Genomic DNA, 20,707 nt, shown 5'->3' with positions numbered 1-20,707 from the left:
TCCTTTTCGGTTGCCCGAAATGGTTACTTTCCCTATCCGGAAGGTTGGGAATAGCATTTTCTAATATGCTGCTGAAGGTAGTCTTATTTTTACATATATATAAATTGAGTTTAGAAAAACTATTCTTTTGAGTGCAAAACATTCTTATCTGAGTGCTTGAAATGAGGGCGGCGATCATCTGTTTTTTTCTTCTATTTGCGCCAAAGGACATAGGGGCAGTTCCAATTGCCGCGCCAATCGATGGGAGAAGTGATCACCGGAACGATGAGATGCCGGCAACCGCCGCGCGGCCCGGTTTGCGTTACCAGCAGATAAGGCCAGCCAAAGAGCTGGATAATGAGGAACAAAATGAGCGCCAGAGTGATCGCTCTTCCTGGTCTGAAGTAGGAGGCTGCGCCAAACAGCGGCAGTAGCAGTGGGCGCTTTACGCGCTCAATCATGCGTCGACCGGCACTAGTTGCGAGTGCGCGGCCAGCCTTCATCCGCATCTTGATCTTGCCAAGGAACAGTTTGCCGCCGTGGAGGGGGGGGACCTGTTTCCGCCATGGATCAATCTCGTGATATCCGACTTTGAGGGCACGGATCGGCGGCAGGTTCTTGATGAAGATGATTTGCTCATCATTCGGCAGGCGGCGCAGTTCGTCAGGCGTCAGAAGTGGCTTATTGCGCTCCGCTAGGCTCAGGCTGGGAGCCGACAGCACCTCGTGGCCGAGATTAAAGCTTTCCCCATGTATGTCCTGATTGCCCAGAAGATTGCTGACAAGCTGAGCTGTTTCTGATGTGGAAATGCCAAGAACATTTTCACATCGCTTTGGCTCAAAATGGTCGCCAGTGCTTCCCGGCCATAGACCCTGACGATTTCTTGAAGCTCCTGAACCAACAACCAGATATGGATGCCATTGCCCCTAAGCGCCGTCAGATCATTAGCGAGTCCCACCAGACGGAAATTCGTAAACTCGTCCAGAATGAAGTGGACCGGGATTCTGTTGTCTTCACGTATTAGTTCCCTTTTAGCTGCCCAGACTATCAATTCGGCCCAGGGTGCAAAATCATCCATGCGCGAATAATCGCAAACAAGGAACAGAGTGGCTTTCTTGCGCTTCAAGTCCCGAAACCGGAAGCCGCAACTCTGCATGGAAGCGGCAAGATGCCCGCTGAGACCGAACGGTATTAAGCTTTGAACGGCCCCTTCACGGAAGGATTCAAAGTGTTTGGGATTTTCAGACCACGTTGCGCTGATATTGGCAGCAAGCGCCTTCACCTCGCCGCCCAGGGCACCGGATTCCAATCCTTCCAGCACAAGGCTTTCAATTTCACTGTTGTCAGCAAGGGCTTCTAGCCCGGCGATTACCTCGCCAATTGCCGCATAGGAAAACCGCACCGCCCGCATCCGGTCGGTGGCCTGCAGCCCATCCAGCAAAGCTTCGAGCTTCCGCCCTCCTTGGATAAACGCAGTTTCCCGCTCCGGCAGGCTCAGCACCTTATTCATGATCATCAGATCAAGATTGAGGCTGATGTCCCGCGCATCACGGATCAGCGGGGTGGCCGCGGCCAAAGTCTGTTCGAGCGCGTTGACCAGCTCTTTCTTGCGGGTGCAAAGCGTGTGCAGAGTACTGGCAATCGGCCCCGTACCGGCAGAGCCGCTGATCAAACCGCCGCTGGTTTCCGCCTAGCTCTTCTGGCAGGCAGTTTCAGCTCCCGGGCGGATGAACGTTGCCGCGTTTTCCATTTCCAGGGTGCGCCCGCCGAGCTGGCGCGTCTGATCCGCATACTCGGTAGCTTCATCGCTCAGGTACATCGTACGGGGGCTTTGATGCGTCAGGCCGATATCGGATGTGTAAGTCGAGGAGAGCGCTGTCATGCCGGTCATGTAAATCAGCACGCCTAGGCCAATCGCCGTGGCCTTTCCGGTCACATAGCTCTGCAGATAACTGATGGACATGCCCCACAGGCTGAAGCTGACACCGGCGCTGAACAGCGTGACCAGCAACGCGACATAAGGCGGTGTGCCCGACACCCCGGCCAGCCAGTCCGTAATGATCACCACGTCGTTATACGTGGTGACAAAGCTCGCGGTCGCTGCCGCCAACAGCGGCGGAACCGTGAACGTCAATACGTTCCGGTTCAACGCATCGAGCTTCTGCTCCGGCGTGGGCTGGCGGGATTTGCGGAAGTAACGGGGGGACTTCATTGCATCATTCTCCTCGCTACGGAGAATGCACAACCCTACAAGCGGCCAGCTTTCCCCGTTGACCGCCAACGGTTGGTAGGCGATCTCAGCAAAAAACAAAGCTGTAGCGCGCAGAAATGGCATCTGCGCCGTATCAGCACGATAATTAGGGTTAAAAACCAGCCCTGCCGGAGCTGCTCCGCTCAGGACAACATGACCTGACTAGATCGTTAATATGGGTACATAATTGTACCTGGCCAATCTAATCGTAAGAATTTTTGGGAACGACTTGAATTTGCACATCAAATCCTAGTGCATTCAAGACCTCGGTTGACTTGTCTAACGACGAAGTTCCATTTTCAATGCGTTTGATGTCGGTGTGGCTAACCTCGGCAAGGTCCGCCGCCGCCCGCTGCGACAAGCCATTCAAATCTCGCACTTGCTTTAAAGCCTTCGCAAGTGCCGACCTATTGAGATTGGCATTAAACACCGAAGTAATCGACTTGAGGCTATCGTCTTTGTTTCGTAAATCCAATTCCTGTGACGCTGTTGATCGCGCTACATCTTTTTCATCAATAATTCCCCAAGCCGGTAATAAGTTTTCCGGTTTGTGGCTGCTGACTTCATTATACATTATTTCTGCGTCTTTGCAAGACGAATTAGAAGTAAAATTATCTACGAGTGAAATAAATATTCTCGAACCCAAACGCATTAGACGCATTTTTATTAGTATTTTAGCGCGTAAATAGGAAAATTATTCTTCTCTAAGCGCATTCAAAATTCGAATTTTGTTTGAATAACTAGGGTCCAATTTTATAAGTTCTGCGGCCTCTTCTTCTGTAAGAGGAACGGTTTTAAACAGAGGTTTGACGCTTTCACTACGTTTTGCAGATTTCCCGTCTTGCGGAGTGCGTTCCCATCATTGTTGGGCTGGGCCGTCGGTGGGGCTAGTTTTGACTTTTTACCCTTTGGGCCGCGCTCGGTATTTGGGGCTTTGCTTCCCATGGACATGACTACTCACGGTAGTTTTCTGCTTGATTAGCATCATAGCAGCTTTGACATATGGAGATACAATGTTGATTGTCGGTACTGATTCCTATTGCGCGCACAAATTTACTCTTAACGTCACCCCCAGAGAGCAGCCGCTAACGGGCGCGAAATGCGACGTAACGCCGAACGCAAGGTGTGTATTGTAGTACAAATTTTAAAAAAATTGTGCACTGCTACACCGCTTGTCAAAGGAGCGCTGCACCCCCGTTTGAAATCCCCTGCTATTGGCTTTTCCAGGGTATCGAACCCATTCCAAAGCCAGCAGAACGTATCGCCGTTCCATCACTCGCCAGACGTTTGGCTGCTGCACCACCACTTGGAAATGAGCCTCCAAGCTCCCGCAAGACCACCATGGCAATTTCATTGAGACTAACCCTGCGCGGATTTGATGACGCCACTGTCTTGTCGGTGGATCACGCGCAGGAGAACTCGCTCTCCCTGCGCCCCTTCGATCAGGAGGCTATCGCGCCGCCCTGAACCCACTCGCAGAACTTGGGGATATGCTTCTCCACCTGCACCGAACCATGCACAATCGACTGGCTGATTGAGCGCCATTCAAGGAAGCCTTCAGGACCCACCCTGAAAATGTCGCGCTAGTCATCTTTGCTCATTGGTGAATTGTCTTGAAACCTTAAGTCGTCTCAAGAGTTTCTTCCAAAATGGTGGCTGCCGTTTCTGCCTGTTCTATCGTGGAAAACCGGCCAAAGCTGAAACGGACACACTCTGAGGCAATCTGTTTATCGTATCCCATCGCTAGCAAAACATGCGACGGTTCGATCGTGCCCGATGAACAAGCCGATTGGGTAGATGCGGCTATCCGAGGTTGCATTCGTCCGAGAAGTTCAGATGCATCTTGCCCAGGAAAGCGCAAAAGGGCATTGCCGGGATGTCGGCCATTTCGGGAGCCGATCAAGTTGGCAATCTGTTTTATTTGAAGAATCGCAACAAATCGGTCGCGTATCGCGGCCACTCTATCACGTTCATATTGCCCGGCTTCTGCGACGAGTCGGCTCGCTTCACCAAATCCAACAATAAGTTCTGTTGGCATCGTACCGCCACGCCGACCGGCTTGTTGGCCTGCGCCTACGATGACCGGTTTCACTAGATCGGATACGACAGGTCCAGTCAGCAGCGCGCCGATGCCTTTTGGACCGTAGATTTTGTGAGCCGAAACGGTTGCCAAATCGACCCCAAGTTCGAGCAGATCAACATCCATGGCAAGAGGCGCTTGGGCAAGGTCGACGTGAAAGAGCGCGCCATTCGATCTGCAGATCGCCGCAATCTCTTTAAGATCGGCGATCGCACCGTTTTCATTGTTAACGCCGATGATCGATACGAGCGCGGTAACGTCGCTAATCATTTCATCCAGGCGTCGAGAATCAGGCGCGCCACTTGCGTCCAAAGGGATTTTTTGAACGTTCAAACTACAATGCGTGGCTTCATTGAGAATTGACCCGTGATCAGCCGCGCCGACGAAAATGTCAGTTCTTTCTGAGACCCTGGCACTCGTCTCAGCAGTGCGTATTGCCATCGCATTCGCCTCGCTTGCACCCGACGTGAATATTACGTCATCTTGTTGAAATCCAAAGAGATTTGAAACCTGAAGCGCTGCCGTCTCTATTGCCGCGCTCGCGCGCCATCCGAGTACATGATCTGCGGAGTGGGGATTGGCAAACAAGGTTGCTGACGCTCGTTGCATTGCCTGTAGCACCCGCTCATCCATAGGCGTCGATGCTTGATAGTCGAGATAGATCGTTTCGCCAACTTGCATTATGCCCTCGATACTGGACGTAGTCTCCAGTTCCTAGTATGACTGAGTCATATACTGGATGATACCCCCAGGAGATCAAGTGCGCGCGCTCGGCCTAAAATCTGACGACTATCGGCCCTGTTTTTCGGGTCATGAAACCTTTCCACTTCGCTATGGATGGCTGCAGAAGGCTTATGAGGCCGTGAGCCGAGAAAAATCTCCAAAGGATGCGGTTCATATTTTCCGGGATCCGGCTTCGATTGCACAATTTGGCGTCGGCCGGAACATGGTTGGCGCCATCCGGTATTGGGCAACAGGCGCTGGTATTCTTGAAGAAACACGTGAGGGGCTCGAGGTAACATGGCTCGGCGATATGCTCTTTGGGGCTTCCGCCATAGATCCTTATCTCGAAGAAGATGCTTCATTGTGGCTCCTGCATTGGCATCTTGTTGGCCGTACGCGTCTGACATCTGCTTATTGGCTGTTCAACGAGTTCCGAGGCGGCAGTTTCATCAAACAGGATATAGTTGACTCGTTGTTGAAGCTTGCCCAAGAACGTGCATGGAGCCGGGTTGCTTCAACAACCGTCGACCGGGATCTTCAGTGTCTTCTCAGAACCTATATCGGCGGCCGTGGATCGAGTGAAGCCGGGGAATCCATTCTCGCTGAGTTAGGCTTAATCCGGCCAATGGATAAGCACCGCTCACGGCTTTCCCGCGGGCGCAAGCCGAATCTTCCAGACTCGGTTTTTCTCTATTGTCTCAATGAATTCTGGGATGATTTTACCGAAAGCCAAAATACAATGTCGTTTGAAAAAACGTCATATGCGCCGGGCTCACCCGGACGTGTATTTCTTTTAGACGAAGACGACATCACTAAACGGCTCGAGCGGCTTGAACAGACTTCTTCGGGAGACTTTGTATGGTCTGAAACCGCCGGCTTACGTCAGATCATTCGCACCCACACGCGCTCGAAAAACGAGCAGCGCACCATTCTTCGTGAGGCGCTGTCTATGGACGACAGGAGCGTAGTCGCATGACCGATCCCATTTCCATCACACCAAGATTTCGACGCTCCGTCCGGATCGATAGTGACTATGCTTCACCTGTCGCGCTTGAGGGATTTCAATGCCCAGCGTCTTTTCAGGCCGCGGTCACATTCATGGCCACCCACATCGCCGATACCGACCAAGGTGCTTTCACATGGACCGGGCCATATGGCGGCGGAAAATCGAGTCTTGCTGTTGCACTCGCTTGCCTATTCGGAGCGCCAAAGCCGGTTAGAGAGCAAGCTGCCACAATCTTCGGAGACAATGTTGTAAGTGAGTTGAAAAATGCCCTGCCTTATTTCCCTTCGCGCTGGAATGTGCTGCCGCTTGTAGCAGAGAGGCGATCCATAACGGCGCAATTGATTGAGCTGCTCGACCTGCCAACCACTGCAACACCTTCAGACGTTCTTGCTGAACTTGAAACCAGAACGAGCGATCGCGGTCTGCTTTTAGTCATAGATGAATTGGGGCGCGGGCTTGAGGCTGCCGCTGATGGCGAAGGCGACCTGCATCTACTCCAAGATATCGCAGAACTCGCTTCACGCAGCCAACGCAAGTTAGTTTTTGTTGGAGTGTTGCATCAGTCGTTCGAAGAATATGCAGAGCGTCTTGGACGCAAGGCGCGGGATTCTTGGGCCAAGATTCAGGGGCGTTTTGTCGATATATCGATATCTGTCTCACTAGAGGAGACCGTCGAGCTGATAGGTGAAGCGCTCGGTCATCAGCGTGCGGTGCGCAAAGCAATCCCACTGGCGGAAAATTGTGTCGACCATTTGCGTCCGGCGCGTACAAAAAGCGACGCAAAACGGATGGCGGGCAAGCTTGCAAGAACAGCTCCACTCCATCCACTGACTGCTTGCCTAGTCGGGCCGCTGTCCCGCCGACGTTTTGGACAGAACCAACGGAGTGTCTTCTCATTTTTAAGTTCGGCCGAGCCCTATGGACTACAGGACGCGCTTGCGAGCCAACTTAATGACGCTTTCTATCCGCCACACCTGCTTTGGAATTATCTCGCCGCGAATTTTGAAGCGGCCATTCTATCTTCGCCTGACGGTCGCCGTTGGGCTTTGGCACATGATGTTCTTGAACGCAACATGGCACGTGGGGCAAGCGAGGTCGAGCAACAGGTACTGAAGACGATTGCTATCCTTGAGTTGCTCAAAGATCGGTCGGGACTGGCAGCTGACTTGAATACACTCGCTCTAGCATTGCATGAAACTGATCGCTCCGATGTTGAGGCCGCACTGGGGCGCCTTGAACAACAATCAGAGATCGTGTTCAGGAAACATTCTGGTATTTATGTTCTTTACGCGGGTTCCGATTTCGACGTCCAAGCGCGACTTGCTGAAGTCCTCTCCGAAAACGCGGAAATCGATCTCAACTTGGTTCGTAACCTCGCCGACTTTCAGCCAATGTTGGCAAAACGGCATCATGAAGAAACCGGTGCTATGCGGTGGTTTGAGATGTCAATTGAGCCAATTTCCGCTTTGGAAAACCTGACACTCACTAAATGCGGGCGAGATGTCATCGGCAGGATCGTCTTTGTCTTGCCGATGGATGGTGAAAACACTCTTGCTATAGAGCGCGCCTACAAGCAGGCAGAACAAACGCCCGAAGCAATTCCATTGATGATCGGCCATCATTCAGATGCGATCGCATTGCTTGAGTTGGCGCGGGAACTGGAAGCACTGAACAGCCTTGAGACCCGGTATCCGGAACTAAGCGGAGATCCAATCGCCAGGAGAGAAATCGATGCGCGCAGTACCGAAGTCCGCCAGAAGCTCGAGGAAATGTTGCACGGGCTCATCGGCGAGTGTCTCTGGTACGAAAACTGCCAAAAGCCAGAGAAACTAACAAAGGGGAAGCTCAACGATAGGCTCTCGGCTCTGGCTGACGCGATCTACGTTGATACACCGCACATTCGCAACGAATTGCTGAATTGCTCCGAGCCTTCATCGAATGCGGTGAGCGCACGAACGAAGCTGATGAAACGAATGGCGATGCGGGCGGTCGATGACGATTTGGGGTTTGAAGGAAAGAACTACCCGGCGGAACGCGGACTCTACATCTCCCTTCTTCAGGAAACCGGCATCCATATTGGCGGGCAGTATCGCGTTCCTACAGAGGGCGACACGCTCTTTCCGCTTTGGCGTGAGGCCGATCGGCTTCTTGAGGCGTCAGAACACGGTTTCGTTACGGCCGATGAGATAATCCGCACTTGGGGTAAGAGACCTATCGGACTAAAGGCCGGGCTCGGCCCAGTCTTTATCGTCGCCTATGTGCTCTCCCGTCGCGATCGCGTCGCGGTTTATGGCGAAGGCGTCTTTCAAAGCAGCCTCAACGAGCTGTGTGTCGAGTTCCTCGCGCGCGACCCCCGAGATATCGGATTGCGGCGGGTTGAAATGGAAGGTTTTATTGGTGAGACCCTCGAAGCGCTTGGCGGTCTGTTGAAGCTGAGGGGCAAAGCCGAGCCTCTTGCCGTCGCGCGCAAGATCATCGGTGAATTCGATGCGCTTGTTCCTTGGACAGCTAGAACGCAATCGTTGTCTCCCCAAACACTGCAGGTGCGCGAGATCCTCAAACGCGCGAGCGATCCGAACAAACTCCTGTTCGATGACCTACCGCGGCTGACGGAACCCATGCCAGATGGCAGTTTCGACGCAAACGTGACCGCCATGCTGCTGCGTGACGCTCTCGCCGAAATGCGGGCGGCTTATCCCAAAGTGCTGGACGAGCTAAAGAACTTGATGCTGAAGGAACTTGATGTGCGCGGCCAGGGCGATGCAGCATTGAAAGAATTGCGTGATCGTGCAGATAACATCCGCCAAATTGGTGGCGATCTGCGTATGGAAGCATTTGTTGGGCGCCTTACGCAGTTTCATGGCACCCGCGAGGACATGGAAGGGATCGCCGGTGTGGCGGTTAATAAACTCCCGCGAGACTGGAACGATGGCGACAGGGAACGCGCGGTCGTCGGTTTAGTGGACTTGGCGAAATCCTTCCTGAAGACAGAGACAGTCGCACGGGTAAAGGGACGCAAAGACCGGCGGCATGCTCTGGCCGTCGTCCTCGGCATGGATGACATGCCTCATTCGCTGTTCAGAGAGTTCGAGGTTTCAGATGTCGACCGGGAAGACGTCGCACATCTAGTTGCGACGCTGGATCGCGCCTTGAGCAAGGCCGACCATCAGAGCCGGGAGATCATTCTCGCGGCGCTTATAGAAGTGACCTCAAAATACCTCAATGCGAGCGACGATCGCCTCGTGGGAGAACAAGTATGAGCGCCTATCGGCACGTTCTAGGATTGTCTGGAGGACGAGACAGCGCGGCGCTCGCGATCTTTATGCGGCAACGGCATCCAGAAATCGATATAGAGTACTTCTTCACCGATACAGGGAAGGAGCTTCCGGAGGTATATGATTACCTGACGCGGTTGGAAGGCTATCTCGGCAAACCCGTACGGCGCCTTAACCCTGATCGTGATTTTGATTTCTGGTTGAAGAGCTACAAGAACTATTTGCCGTCTGCGCAGTCACGCTGGTGTACGAAGCAGTTGAAACTAAAACCATTTGAAAAGTGGGCGCGTGAATACCTCGAAGCGGGAGACACCGTGATTTCCTATGTGGCCATTCGCGGTGACGAGGAATACCGCGAGGGATATCAATCGAAAAAAGACAAGCTTCTCATAAGGCTCCCGTTCAAAGAGGCGGGCATCGATAAGGCCGGTGTCATCGAAATCCTCGAAGGCTCGGGCTTAGGTCTCCCTGCCTACTATGATTGGCGGACTCGAAGCGGCTGCACGTTTTGCTTTTTTCAGCAGAAGATCGAATGGGTACGGCTACGCGAACGCCACCCGGAGGCATTTGAAGAAGCCAAGAAATACGAAAAGACTGCGATTGAAAACGGCTCTCCTTTTACCTGGAGCCAAGGCGAGTCCCTTACCGAACTCGAGAACCCAAAGCGACAAGCGCAAATTCGAGAAGAACACGAACGGCGATTGGAGCGTGCAAAGGCGCGTCTGCAGTCGAACCCATTGCGACCACGACAAGTCGTTGATTTAGATGACGTTTATGGGGGCGCGGCAAAAGCTTGTCTAACTTGCCACAAGTGACGTACTTGCGATGCACACGAAAGGGTTGAATTTTCCCTTGGCCGCATCTAAAACCTAAATGTGAAGTTTTTTGAGTATTTTCAAAATCATAGGCTGCTCAGAGAACCATACCCACTAAGGGAGCTAACGGAGCTGAGACTGTGGTAGCCGACTTAAGCGAATTAGAAGACTTCGCAGCGACCGCCGCCGCAAATATTGCTAGGTTCGAAGTGCGATTTGTTTTATCGCCCGAACTCATGTCGAAGGATCCGTTCTGTATTGAAAGCCTCGAATGGGATCATATCCCGTATGGGCATGATCAGCTTGAAAAAGTGCCTGATGACAGCAGAGGCGTGTACGCATTCTGCATCTGCCAAGAGAGCCAAGTGCTTCCGTGCCATAGATATGTCATGTACGTCGGTATCGCAGGTCACGATTCAGACAGATCTATCCGAGCGCGTTACCGAGACTACCTCAATGCCAAGAAGCTGATGAAACGCTCCGCAAGAGTCCGGCGACTCTTCGGTGAATGGCACTCGATGCTCCACTTTTACTTTGCACCTGTCGGAAATGAAGTATCCTCGGAGCAACTTAAGAAAATAGAGAAGGAGTTGAATGGTGCTCTTCTTCCCCCAATGTCAAAAGCTGATCTTGAAGCTGACATAAAGCAACAAAGGGATGCCTTTCAGTGACCCAAACGAGTGAACTGATCTTACCGGCACTCCGTGGCATCATGGGGGATTGGGTATACTACTCTTGCTTGATGAGTATTGCGGATATTGGAACCAGAGTGTCATTTGCTGAAGACATTCATAAGAACAAAAAGCTGTCAGAGATGATTCAGAGGCAGCTCAAGAAAGGGCGGAGTGATCAAATTGCTTCTTACCTTAGAGAACAGGAGGAGCGCTTTTTCAACTCACTCGTCATAGCAACTTACGGCGGTGCGCCGAACTGGAGCGGCCTTGATGATCTTAAGAGTGAAACTCGCAAAGACTTTGTTGGTAAGTTGGACGAAGAAACAATAAGTTCGGTAGGCTTTCTGACCCTCACTGGAAAAGAAGTTTTGTTTGCTATCGACGGACAACACCGTTTGGCAGGAATTAAAAAAGTAATTAGTTCCGGGCTCGAACAAGATCCTCCCGATGATATATCCGTGATTTTTGTAGCTCACAGAAAAACAACCAAGGGCCTACAGCGAACTAGGCGTCTGTTCACGACACTGAACAAAACAGCAAAACCAGTCTCAAAAGGAGACATAATCGCACTGGACGAAGATGACGTCATGGCAATAACTGTACGCCGTCTTATTGAGGAATCTAATCTCTTTGGAAGTGACAGGATCGCATTCGTCGCGTCTAATAACATGCCTGCCACAAACTTCGCCAGCCTAACAACGATCGGCAACCTTTACGATGTTTTGACTTCCCTTTTTTCCAGGCATAAATCACCAGTTAAGCAAAACCCAAAATCGCTTCAAGACCGCCGGCCATCTGAGGAAGAGCTGAAGATTTTTTTCGATTTCGCGCAAGATTATTTCGAAGATTTGAGTAAAAATTTTTCAGAGCTCGGAGAGTTCTTTAATTCAAATGAAACAGAAAGCGTCGTTCGAAAGTATCGCGGTAATCATGGAGGCAGCGCGGTTTTCAGGCCAATTGGAATTGAAATATTCGCTGAAATTATTGCTCGCCTCTCTCAGAAAAATACTATATCGAAATCAATCGAAATCGCAGCCAAATTACCTCGTGAGCTGCGGTCCAAGCCTTATGCAGGTTTAATGTGGGACAATAACACGAAGACCATACTAAATAACCATAAGATAACTTTACGTGAAGTGTTAGGTCATATGGTAAATTGTTCAAAATTTTCTGAAAAAGATTTGATAGAACGATACTCAAAAGCTCTTGGACAGGAAGACGCGAAGCTTCCGGAACGTGTCATCTGAGACGTTGCATGGAGGCGACTTTTGAACGCAAAGGATTTGTTTTGGAGCTTATTTCGTTGTCCTGTTGAGGCCGATGTTCATGCCGTCCTTGAAGACGCCAGCCTGCTTGAGTCTCCGCCAAACTGGAAACCCTATGGCGGGCACGAAAACAACTATGGTGTTGTCGAAAACCAGCAAGCTTCGCCGATCCCGGCTCTGGTCGAAAAAATTACGAACGGAATAGACGCCATCTTGGAGCGGCGGTGTCGCGAAGAAGGGATCGACCCTAAATCTTCCACGGCGCCTAAGTCTATTCCGGAAGGCGTGGCTCAGTTTTTCCCCGACCATAAAAACTGGGATCTCTCCGCACACCGAAAGCAACAATCGGAAATGTTGCAGATAGTGGCTGACGGTCCACGGATGGAAACTTCCTTGGTCATATACGATGACGGGATTGGGCAGGCGCCAGAGGATTTTGCGGATACATTCCTATCGCTTCTTCGTGGCAACAAGAACGAAATCCACTTCGTACAGGGCAAGTACAATATGGGTGGTGCAGGCGCGGTCGCATTCTGTGGGAAGCACCGGTACCAGCTCATTGCCTCGAAGCGCTTCGATAACGATTCCGAATTTGGATTCACGCTTGTCCGCCGGCATCCACTGACTTCATCTGAGGAAATCACCCGCAAGAATACGTGGTATGAGTATCTGGTTATCGATAACCGTATCCCCTCCTTTAAAATCGGCGAGATCGATCTGGGACTGGCAAGCCGAAAATTTCGAACCGGCAGCATCATCAAACTCTATTCCTACGATCTTCCATCCGGCTCGCGATCCGTCATATCCCGCGACCTTAATCAGAGCTTGAACGAGTACCTTTTTCGTCCGGCTTTGCCGATCCTGACGGTCGACACCAAAGCAAGGTATCCGGACGATCGGAACCTAGAGCGGGATCTCTTCGGTCTCCAAAGGCGGCTGGAAGAAGACGACAGCAATTACGTGCAGACCTATTTTTCGGACGAAATCAACGACGCCGAGATCGGAGCGGTCAGGGTAACTTCCTATGTCTTCAATGCTCGGGCGGAAGGTAGGTCTTCGAAGGATACCCGGAGCACGATCCAACGAGAGTTCTTCAAGAACAATATGGCGGTCATTTTCTCGATAAATGGCCAAGTACACGGCCATTTCACATCGGAGTTTATTACCCGATCCTTGAAGTTTCCCTTGTTGAAGGATCATCTGCTGATCCATGTCGATTGCACTGGGATCAGGACTAGTGTGAGAAACGAGCTGTTCATGGCGTCGCGTGATCGTCTGAAAGGTGGTGAAGAGTCGCGCAATTTACGCAAGCGTCTCGCAGCGTTGCTCACTGGTGGACGGCTGAAGGAAATCAATGCTTCACGTAAAGCGTCCTTGAACATCGAAGGCAATGACGCGAAAGACCTTCTGCGCAATATGACCAGGCACTTGCCTCTCAAGCAGGATTTGGCGAAGCTGCTCAATCAAACTTTTCGGCTCGAAGACCCACGCGAAGGCAAACGCCAGAAAGGGGAGACGAAAAAGAAAACTGAGACTCCAAAACCAGATAAACCAGAATTTAACCCTCAACGGTTTCCGTCAACTTTCCAGATCGATGTGAAGGCGAAGGATGAGTCCGGGTTGCCCTTGGTAATGCTCCCTGCCGGCAGCTCCAAGACCATACGGTTCTCAACTGATGTCGAGGATCACTATTTCGATCGCGTGTCGGAGCCCGGCGAGTTGCGTATCGCGGTCTTGGGGCCGGAACCATCGGATAATAATGGTGGCGACAAGCCAGGTAGACTAACAGATATCAAGTCAGTCCTTAATGTCGTCAAATCGAGCCCGTCATCGGGAACTATTCGCGTGCACATCAACGCCACCGAAGAACTCACAGTCGGGGATGCCGTCACCCTGCGCGCAGAGTTATCCCAGCCGGCCGGCGCGTTGCAACAGGTGTTCGTGGTGAAGGTCACGGACCCTGAAAATAGGAAGCCATCGAAAGATCCCGGCGGGGATACCCCTGATGACCGCCTTGGCCTGCCAGAACCTGTAATGGTCTACAAAGAGCCTCGGGAGGCAGACCAAACCAATGTGATGACGTGGGAAAAGCTGGATGAAAACGGTATCGACATGTCGCACGAAACAGTTGTTCATCCACTTGCCGATGAAAACGGCTTGAGCGTGGTTTATGTCAACATGGATAGCACAGCGCTTTTGAATTATCGCAGCGGTTTGAAAACCGCAGAAGCAATATCAGTTGCGGAAAAGCGATATTTTTCGGCAGTGTACTTCCACACTCTGTTTTTGTATGCGATCACTAGCAATCGAAAATACGTTATTCAGCGTGAGGACGAAGGTTCCGACAACGCGTCAATCGAGATCACTGAGTACATCTCTGATCTCTTTACCAATGCTTACGCTCAGTTTCTCCTTAGCTTCGACACTCAAGAATTGATCAGCGCATTGGAGGCCTGAAACAACTAGGTTTTGTGTCTATTGGAGCAATAGCGTTTCTAAGTAACCTTGAAATGATTTTGTATTCAATCTTCCTAGCTTAGCAGTTTAATCAGCATTCAGTTTTTGATTGCGAGAGTGTAGGTAAACGATGCGATTCAAAAACTTTTACCTCTAGTTTCGCATCATTCCTCAATTGTATTCGTTGCAATGATCAGCCGCCACATTCCAAGATTTTGTTTGGGAGTTTAGCCAATGTCACTTCATAGCGAAGCCTACCAACAGAACTATCTGCATTTCCGATCGCTCAACCAAATCATGTGGCAAATTCCCGTACTCGCAATGACTTTGACTGGAGGTCTATGGTTTGGTGTATCGCGTATTACTGAGAACCCACTCCTTGTCACTGCATTGCTGAGCACAGCAACATTGGGAAACTTAATTTTTTTGGCGGTTCTTTTTCGATTTCGCCATGTCATGGGATGCTATCTTGCTTGGCTAAAAGAAGCTGATGAATCTTCCTTCGTCGACGCAAGTGCAAACTCGAATGCCACAGGAAGGTTAGAAAAGTTCTGCAACAAAGACAAAACTGTTCGATCTTTGTTCTCGATTATGCTTTTTTGGGCCTCCGCATGCAGTGCAATCTTACTGGTAGGCTATTGGTATGATCGTCTTGGATCGAATGATATGAGGCAAACGCCGACCGCTATCGAGTTCTACGAACGTCATGCCGCTACACTTGCTGATCGCTATGAGGCCGTGGCTTTCGAGAAAGCATATCCCTTTCTGGTTAATCAGCTGTCGAAAGGTGACCTTAAAATCGCGGACATAGGGGCCGGAACAGGCCGCGATGCCGCTTGGTTAGCTAAGCATGGTCATTCGGTCACCGCTGTTGAACCCTCAGAAGCGATGCGCAAAATCGCGAAGGAGCTGCATCCGAGCGATAAAATTGCATGGGTGGCAGCGGGTCTTCCGCGACTAGACCATCCAATGATCCAGAAGGATCAGTTTGATTTTGTGCTTGTGAATGCTGTTTGGATGCACATCGCGCCAACGGATCGTGCGGCGTCGCTGCAGCGCTTAAAGGAAATCATATCACCTACCGGAGCGGTAATAGTCTCCCTACGTTTGGGACCAGCAGACCCTGAACGTGACATGCACCGAGTTGATCCAAGTGAATTTGCCCTATTGGCAAAAGATGCTGGTTTTAATGTAATCCCGCGCGGAGACTTTGACGATATTTTGGGCCGACCCGAAGTAAGCTGGAAGGTGTTCGAGTTAAGCGCTAATAAATAAAAGGTATGGTGTGCCTTTATATAGCGTGAAGTTGAGTTTTTCGAGGTAGTGTTCGATGTTGCTCCAAAACGAGATAAAGTCATCCTAAAAAACGATGGCAATAAGCGAACAGTTCAGTGTGATTGAACTCGCAGACATTTATGTTTTTTGGTTGATAATCCAAATTTCCTCAATCCTCTGGAAACAAGCCAGGCATCCATCGCCCAGCAAGTTTCGCCGGGAAGGCGAGCAGGAGTGGGGCGCGGCTGCTTTCTGATTTTAGAGCGCCGGACTTGATTAGCTCAGATGTGATGCGGCGGGCGGTGCGATCACTAGCTCCCAACATTTCGGCCACCTCGCTGCGGCTCAATTCACCCTGAAAGAGTATGGCCTTGAGCACCAAATCGGATTTGGCCGGCAAGCTTCCTGCCCGAATTTCTTCCTCCGCCCAAATCATAATCCGGTCACGCAGACGATCCGGCTTCATCAATCCTTCCATGAATTCGATCTGATCGATGCAGATTTTCAGAAAGAATTCGGTGAAGTTGGCAAGGGCACTTTCGCTCAAGCTGCCCCGCCCATCACGATCACCACGGCGCGGCTCATCACAAGCCTGTAAGTATTTTTTGTAGGCAGTTTCATTGCGTGCCAGCCCTCGTGCAATCGACCACAAGCCGCCCGTGTTGAGTGTCTGGCGCAGCATGGCATAGGACATCAAACGCGCAACGCGGCCATTGCCATCAAGGAAAGGGTGCACCCATAGCATACGATGATGTGCGCAAGCTGCTGCCAATATCGCTTCAATCTTGCCCGCTCTGCGATACGCATCATGCAGGCGATCCAGGAAACGCGGAACCGAGCCGGGGCTGTTTGCAAAATGTCGACCAACCCGCACGTCGCTTTCTCGCAGCGCCCCTGGCACTACACGCAGCCGCTCGCCTGTGTCCGGATTTTCAACAAGAAGCAGATCTTCGGGCAAAAGTTCGCAAAAGCGGCGATGGATTTCTAAAAGGCTTGCCGGTGCAGTTGGAGGGTCTTCAAGGCCGTTTTCATCAATCCATTTCTGGACCTCGATATGAGCCTTGGCTTCAAGCTGTAAATCCCGCTTTTGAGGATCGGCACTGTAATCGTCCTGCAATGCACGCTCGATGTCGACAGGATGTGTATTATGCCCTTCAATCAGATTGCTGTAATAGCAATTCATCGAGCGGATCAGATCGGCCAGGGCAGAAGCTGTGGAAGCAGGAAGGCTGCTGCGAAAGGCAGCGGTGCGTTCAGCCAGTTCGAGAGCAAGATCGTTGAGCTTTGATCGGTGACCCGATCCCTCGCTCACCATCAATGGCTCGAATAATCCTATTGTCTCCCCATCATCTCTTATTGTCATCACTTCCTCAATTTTGGCCGCTTTATTGGCCGCTTATTCTTTTTAATTTCACTATATAATGCATATATTTATAGAACTTGTCACGAAATATGAGCCGATATTTTGTCCGCTATTTTGGCCGGTTTAATGACCGCTATTTAGGTGAAGCGTCCGGGCGAGCTGTCGTAAACCGAGCCTGTAGTCTCGGCCATTCGGTTTCCATCCCTGACGCATGATCCTTGAGCAGCTTGGCAGCGCTTTCCTTTATATCGGGGAAGCCAAAAAGCTTTGCCTCTTTCTCCCCACAAGGAAAATAGACACTGGTCGTGGCTCAGTGCCTTGCGCCCGCACCACCCAGCATCGATTTTCCTTGTCCCCTCGCATCACCATCCTCGGCCGGAAGCAGGGTTGCATGAACAACCCACTTCTAATTTGGAGGAATCATTGATGACCTATCTCTTTGCTCAGCCCTACGACATTTCAGCGAATGGCTTTTGTTTTGAAGATTTTGAGAGCTATCAGAAACAAGCAGCCAAGGCCGCAAACAGCTACGGGCAGCCCGTTGAAGAATTCGAAATTCAATTCATCGATTGCGAACTCGCCAAGGCCTACGGGATCAATCAGGCCAATCTGAAAAGCTATTTCAGCGCCGTTGATGAACTGGAAGAAGACGAAAAGAAAACGGTGATCTTGGCCGTGGGTGAATGCGGCTACGACATCGAGCGTGTTCTTAGCCATATAGGCGCCGTGGATCTTGACATCTACTATGTGTCTAGCATGCGCGAGCTGGCCGAGCAGTTTGTCGAAGAAGGTCTGTTCGGTGAGATCCCCGAACGCCTGCAATACTACCTCTATTATGATGCTATCGCCCGTGATCTTTCGGCGGACTACATCGAAACGGTGATCACTGGTGAAACCCTCATCTATCGCTGCGCGTAAAGGGAGGGGATCATGACACAGACAGAAACCTTGGAAACTGAATTGGAGTGCGGTGGCTATTGCGCAGGACATCCTTGATATTATCTGCTCAGCGGTAAACGACTCACTTTGAAGCAAATCAGTGCTTATGCAGAGCATTTCGGAATGCGCGGATACAGGGCAGCAGAAATCGACGCAGCGCACAGATTGCCCGAACCAAAACGCACAGCAGCGCTATCGAAAATTCGCGCTGTCATCGTGGAAGATCTGCGCAGGGACATCAGCGGTTATCGCAGGGCGGTAAGGAACCTATTGGCCTACAGAAAAACCATCAACCTGAGGCCAGTCCCAGAATTTGCGATGGCGTGCACGTCGCCATGCGCTTGAATTTCGCCCACCTGCTGAATGACTTCATCCATCTGCAGGAACTGGATTTCTTGCCGTCGCAGCTCAGCCTGCTTTGAGATTGGTTTTGAACAATGCCATTTGCCGGCTCCGCTAGAAACACGGAACTAGGTGACAAGAGCGCCGCGCCAACTCAGCCTCGATGACAGCGAGTGTGGCGCGGATCGCAGGTAGTTCTGAGCCCCTCGTTTCAGGGCAGTTCAGCGCTCGAAACAGCAGTTTTTGCAATCCAATAAGCTCATAGTCGCGCAGCCGTTGAAGGGCGTTTGTTCCAATTAAATTTCTCATGAAAACCTCCGTTTTGCTTCTGACCCGGACCACTCGGGTCGTCTTGCGCATCGGGAGGCGCATGAGCGCGCGGCGAAAACACCCATCAGGGGCGCAACATCAAAAGTGGAGCAGGAAGGCGGTTAGCCATCCTTGTTATCAAGCCGGGCAGCCATGCCAGACCTGAAATGCCATAGACCCGCGTGAAGTGCGGCTCAGTGCAGCGATGCGGGAGCGTTTTTAAATGGATTGGAAAGGGCGGTATCTAAAGAGCCAGTGATGTGCCTTTGGATACGGCTGAAGCTTGTCTTTTACGGTTATTCGCCCTGATCCAAACGTGGGCTGCCGTTAAGTGCCTGCCCGCGCCAGTTCGCTTTGCCGCTCACCCGTGTTGGACATGACCGCAAGCCCTCATCCGTTCGGATCGATAGGAGCGGCGTAGACAAGCCAAAGCGAACCAAAGGAGGTAATCATGGCAAACAATCAAAGTGATGTCAGCAGATCCTACATCATGGTCAGTCCCTGTACTTAGTATGTATAACATGAACAATAATGCTGACATTTTTGGGGGCTGAGCTCGCGGAAGAAGCATCTGATCGGAGATCCACCAAATTTGCGAAAAGTAGGCCGGGTCTATCGCAGCTCCAAAAAACGCATAATGTACGTTGTGGAATGCCTTTTTTTGCCGGAGCGTACAGCAATCGAGTTGTCTGCCTAGGCCGCTTATCTCAGAGGCACAAATGGCCGCTTTGAGCCCATCTGCAGACAACTCAAGCTCTGAGAAACTCGCCGACAGCCTCTGGGTTCAATGCATATAGTTCCTCAATAAATTCCAATGGTACTTCACGGCCTTTCAGAACTGGTGTCTGGTTCACTCCAACCATCCTAAGAAGTCGTTTAATCTTCTCCTGCTTTTTACTTGGGTGACCCATGTTTTCCGAATTGTGACGGCCTAAGTCGTGCTATCTTCGCCGAAAAAACGCAGCAACGAAGATTTCAATTAAGCTTCAATATCGATTTGCTTCAAAAGATACCCATCGTAGTGCTCAACCGCTTCATGGCAAAGGCGAACTACAGCGGCAGCTTCCTTGAAGGTTGGAGCTTCACCTGATTCAAATCGTGAGAGCATTTCCTTAATATCAAGCCCACTGTATCCAGCCGAAAAATGTTCTTCCTGGGTTCGCAAGAATTTTTTGGTAGGTTCATCTACCTTGTCTTTTGCAAGCGAGTGCACACGCCGATTCCGCCACTCAATTGCGATATCGAGTGCAGATTTTGTTCGCGAATCCAGAGACTCAAGATGTGCGTCAAAGACTGCGAGTCTTTTGGCTACGCTTCGACCGGTTCCGTTCATTGCAGAGATAAAGTGTTCACTTGTAAGCGCGCGAGGCTTTCTCACTGAGAGCATCATATAGGTGTCCAAAGCATCTACCGAACGAACAAGCGCAAGGTCTTATACAAAAACTCTGCTTCTATCTGCAGATCGGGTTACGTCTCTTGGATTCTATGACGTTCGAAATTCGTCTCTAAGTTCGGTATTGCCAGATCGAACACCTTCTAGTCCCACAAGCACTGTTATGAGAAAGTGGTTTGCTTGCCCTAGCAGTTGCTAAAATGCCCAGCGGGCCCGAGTTCTATTGAGTTCAAAATACAAAACTGTACACCGCGCGCGAATCGAACGCGCCCGTCCGCTTTTATGGAGCATTTAGAGCTCTTTGAAGGTGGAGCTCCCATGAGCTACGGCGCAGTATAACGATATCAATTAGACACATTACCAACAAGTATGAACTTTGATACTAGGTCCGCTTTGTCCGCTCAGCTGCCATTCATCCTCATCTTGGGAAATCTAGTTCAGGTGATGGATTCGCATAACGTATCATATGGAATGTTTGGTTCCCTGTGTTCCCACCTCAGCTGAAGGGAAGGGGAGGTGAACATCTTACTATCGGCAGAAGTTAGTCATTCTTTGCCAGGT

At 50.9% G+C, this 20,707-nt stretch carries 15 protein-coding genes and 1 pseudogene; 9 read left to right on the top strand and 7 right to left on the bottom strand.

What is annotated here, in order from left to right; translation table 11 throughout:
* Nucleotides 1-191: 191 nt before the first annotated feature.
* The 3 genes and pseudogenes from ACOOFE_RS23090 to ACOOFE_RS23080 all read right to left on the bottom strand — a co-directional run bounded on the left by ACOOFE_RS23090 (nt 192) and on the right by ACOOFE_RS23080 (nt 2,804).
* Nucleotides 192-1,390: pseudogene (locus tag ACOOFE_RS23090) on the bottom strand (type IV secretory system conjugative DNA transfer family protein).
* Between the two features lie 279 nt (nt 1,391-1,669).
* Nucleotides 1,670-2,191, bottom strand: a complete 522-nt coding sequence (locus ACOOFE_RS23085) for a hypothetical protein (RefSeq protein ID WP_420412226.1) — start codon at nt 2,189-2,191, stop codon at nt 1,670-1,672.
* Between the two features lie 241 nt (nt 2,192-2,432).
* On the bottom strand, nt 2,433-2,804 hold the full coding sequence (locus tag ACOOFE_RS23080; protein WP_420412225.1) for an XRE family transcriptional regulator: 372 nt from the start codon (nt 2,802-2,804) through the stop codon (nt 2,433-2,435).
* A gap of 767 nt (nt 2,805-3,571) precedes the next feature.
* Here ACOOFE_RS23080 and ACOOFE_RS23075 point away from each other — a divergent pair.
* Nucleotides 3,572-3,697 (top strand): hypothetical protein, encoded by a 126-nt coding sequence (locus ACOOFE_RS23075; protein WP_420412224.1) that lies wholly within the window; start codon nt 3,572-3,574, stop codon nt 3,695-3,697.
* 154 nt (nt 3,698-3,851) lie between these two features.
* Here ACOOFE_RS23075 and ACOOFE_RS23070 read toward each other — a convergent pair whose 3' ends face one another.
* Nucleotides 3,852-4,991 (bottom strand): cysteine desulfurase family protein, encoded by a 1,140-nt coding sequence (locus tag ACOOFE_RS23070; protein WP_420412223.1) that lies wholly within the window; start codon nt 4,989-4,991, stop codon nt 3,852-3,854.
* A 79-nt stretch (nt 4,992-5,070) separates the two neighbouring features.
* Between ACOOFE_RS23070 and ACOOFE_RS23065 the strand changes: the two genes are divergently transcribed.
* From ACOOFE_RS23065 to ACOOFE_RS23035, 7 genes are all read left to right on the top strand, one after another.
* Complete coding sequence (locus ACOOFE_RS23065; RefSeq protein ID WP_420412222.1) at nt 5,071-6,009, top strand: DUF4007 family protein; 939 nt, start codon at nt 5,071-5,073, stop codon at nt 6,007-6,009.
* On the top strand, nt 6,006-9,299 hold the full coding sequence (locus ACOOFE_RS23060) for a hypothetical protein (protein ID WP_420412221.1): 3,294 nt from the start codon (nt 6,006-6,008) through the stop codon (nt 9,297-9,299). The genes ACOOFE_RS23065 and ACOOFE_RS23060 overlap by 4 nt, the downstream gene beginning before the upstream one ends.
* Nucleotides 9,296-10,129 (top strand): phosphoadenosine phosphosulfate reductase family protein, encoded by an 834-nt coding sequence (locus ACOOFE_RS23055; protein WP_420412220.1) that lies wholly within the window; start codon nt 9,296-9,298, stop codon nt 10,127-10,129. The genes ACOOFE_RS23060 and ACOOFE_RS23055 overlap by 4 nt, the downstream gene beginning before the upstream one ends.
* Before the next feature lie 140 nt (nt 10,130-10,269).
* A complete protein-coding gene (locus ACOOFE_RS23050) occupies nt 10,270-10,800 on the top strand; it encodes a hypothetical protein (RefSeq protein WP_420412219.1) in 531 nt (176 codons plus the stop codon).
* Complete coding sequence (locus ACOOFE_RS23045) at nt 10,797-12,050, top strand: DGQHR domain-containing protein (RefSeq protein ID WP_420412218.1); 1,254 nt, start codon at nt 10,797-10,799, stop codon at nt 12,048-12,050. The genes ACOOFE_RS23050 and ACOOFE_RS23045 overlap by 4 nt, the downstream gene beginning before the upstream one ends.
* Nucleotides 12,051-12,071: 21 nt before the next feature.
* Nucleotides 12,072-14,525 carry a hypothetical protein gene (locus tag ACOOFE_RS23040; protein WP_420412217.1) on the top strand — a complete coding sequence of 818 codons (2,454 nt, stop codon included), beginning with the start codon at nt 12,072-12,074 and terminating at the stop codon, nt 14,523-14,525.
* A 234-nt stretch (nt 14,526-14,759) separates the two neighbouring features.
* Nucleotides 14,760-15,800: a class I SAM-dependent methyltransferase gene (locus ACOOFE_RS23035; protein ID WP_420412216.1), complete on the top strand. Its 1,041-nt coding sequence runs from the start codon at nt 14,760-14,762 to the stop codon at nt 15,798-15,800.
* A 169-nt stretch (nt 15,801-15,969) separates the two neighbouring features.
* Here the strand turns inward: ACOOFE_RS23035 and ACOOFE_RS23030 are convergent, their stop codons facing one another.
* The gene (locus ACOOFE_RS23030; RefSeq protein WP_420412215.1) at nt 15,970-17,163 is read right to left on the bottom strand and encodes a Fic family protein; all 1,194 of its coding nucleotides are present in this window, start codon (nt 17,161-17,163) and stop codon (nt 15,970-15,972) included.
* A 426-nt stretch (nt 17,164-17,589) separates the two neighbouring features.
* Here ACOOFE_RS23030 and ACOOFE_RS23025 point away from each other — a divergent pair, with 426 nt between their 5' ends.
* Nucleotides 17,590-18,081 (top strand): antirestriction protein ArdA, encoded by a 492-nt coding sequence (locus ACOOFE_RS23025; RefSeq protein ID WP_420412214.1) that lies wholly within the window; start codon nt 17,590-17,592, stop codon nt 18,079-18,081.
* Nucleotides 18,082-18,558: 477 nt separating this feature from the next.
* Here the strand turns inward: ACOOFE_RS23025 and ACOOFE_RS23020 are convergent, their stop codons facing one another.
* Together ACOOFE_RS23020 and ACOOFE_RS23015 are read right to left on the bottom strand one after the other, a co-directional pair.
* Nucleotides 18,559-18,753: a hypothetical protein gene (locus tag ACOOFE_RS23020; protein WP_420412213.1), complete on the bottom strand. Its 195-nt coding sequence runs from the start codon at nt 18,751-18,753 to the stop codon at nt 18,559-18,561.
* Nucleotides 18,754-19,732: 979 nt separating this feature from the next.
* Nucleotides 19,733-20,143, bottom strand: coding sequence for a hypothetical protein (locus tag ACOOFE_RS23015; protein ID WP_420412212.1), 411 nt, complete (start codon nt 20,141-20,143; stop codon nt 19,733-19,735).
* Nucleotides 20,144-20,707: the final 564 nt, after the last annotated feature.

Origin of the sequence: Roseibium sp. (genome assembly GCF_965216085.1) — a bacterium.
Lineage (GTDB): Bacteria > Pseudomonadota > Alphaproteobacteria > Rhizobiales > Stappiaceae > Roseibium.
The sequence above is the reverse complement of the archived record's forward strand: the minus strand, read 5'-3'. Positions and strand labels throughout refer to the sequence as shown.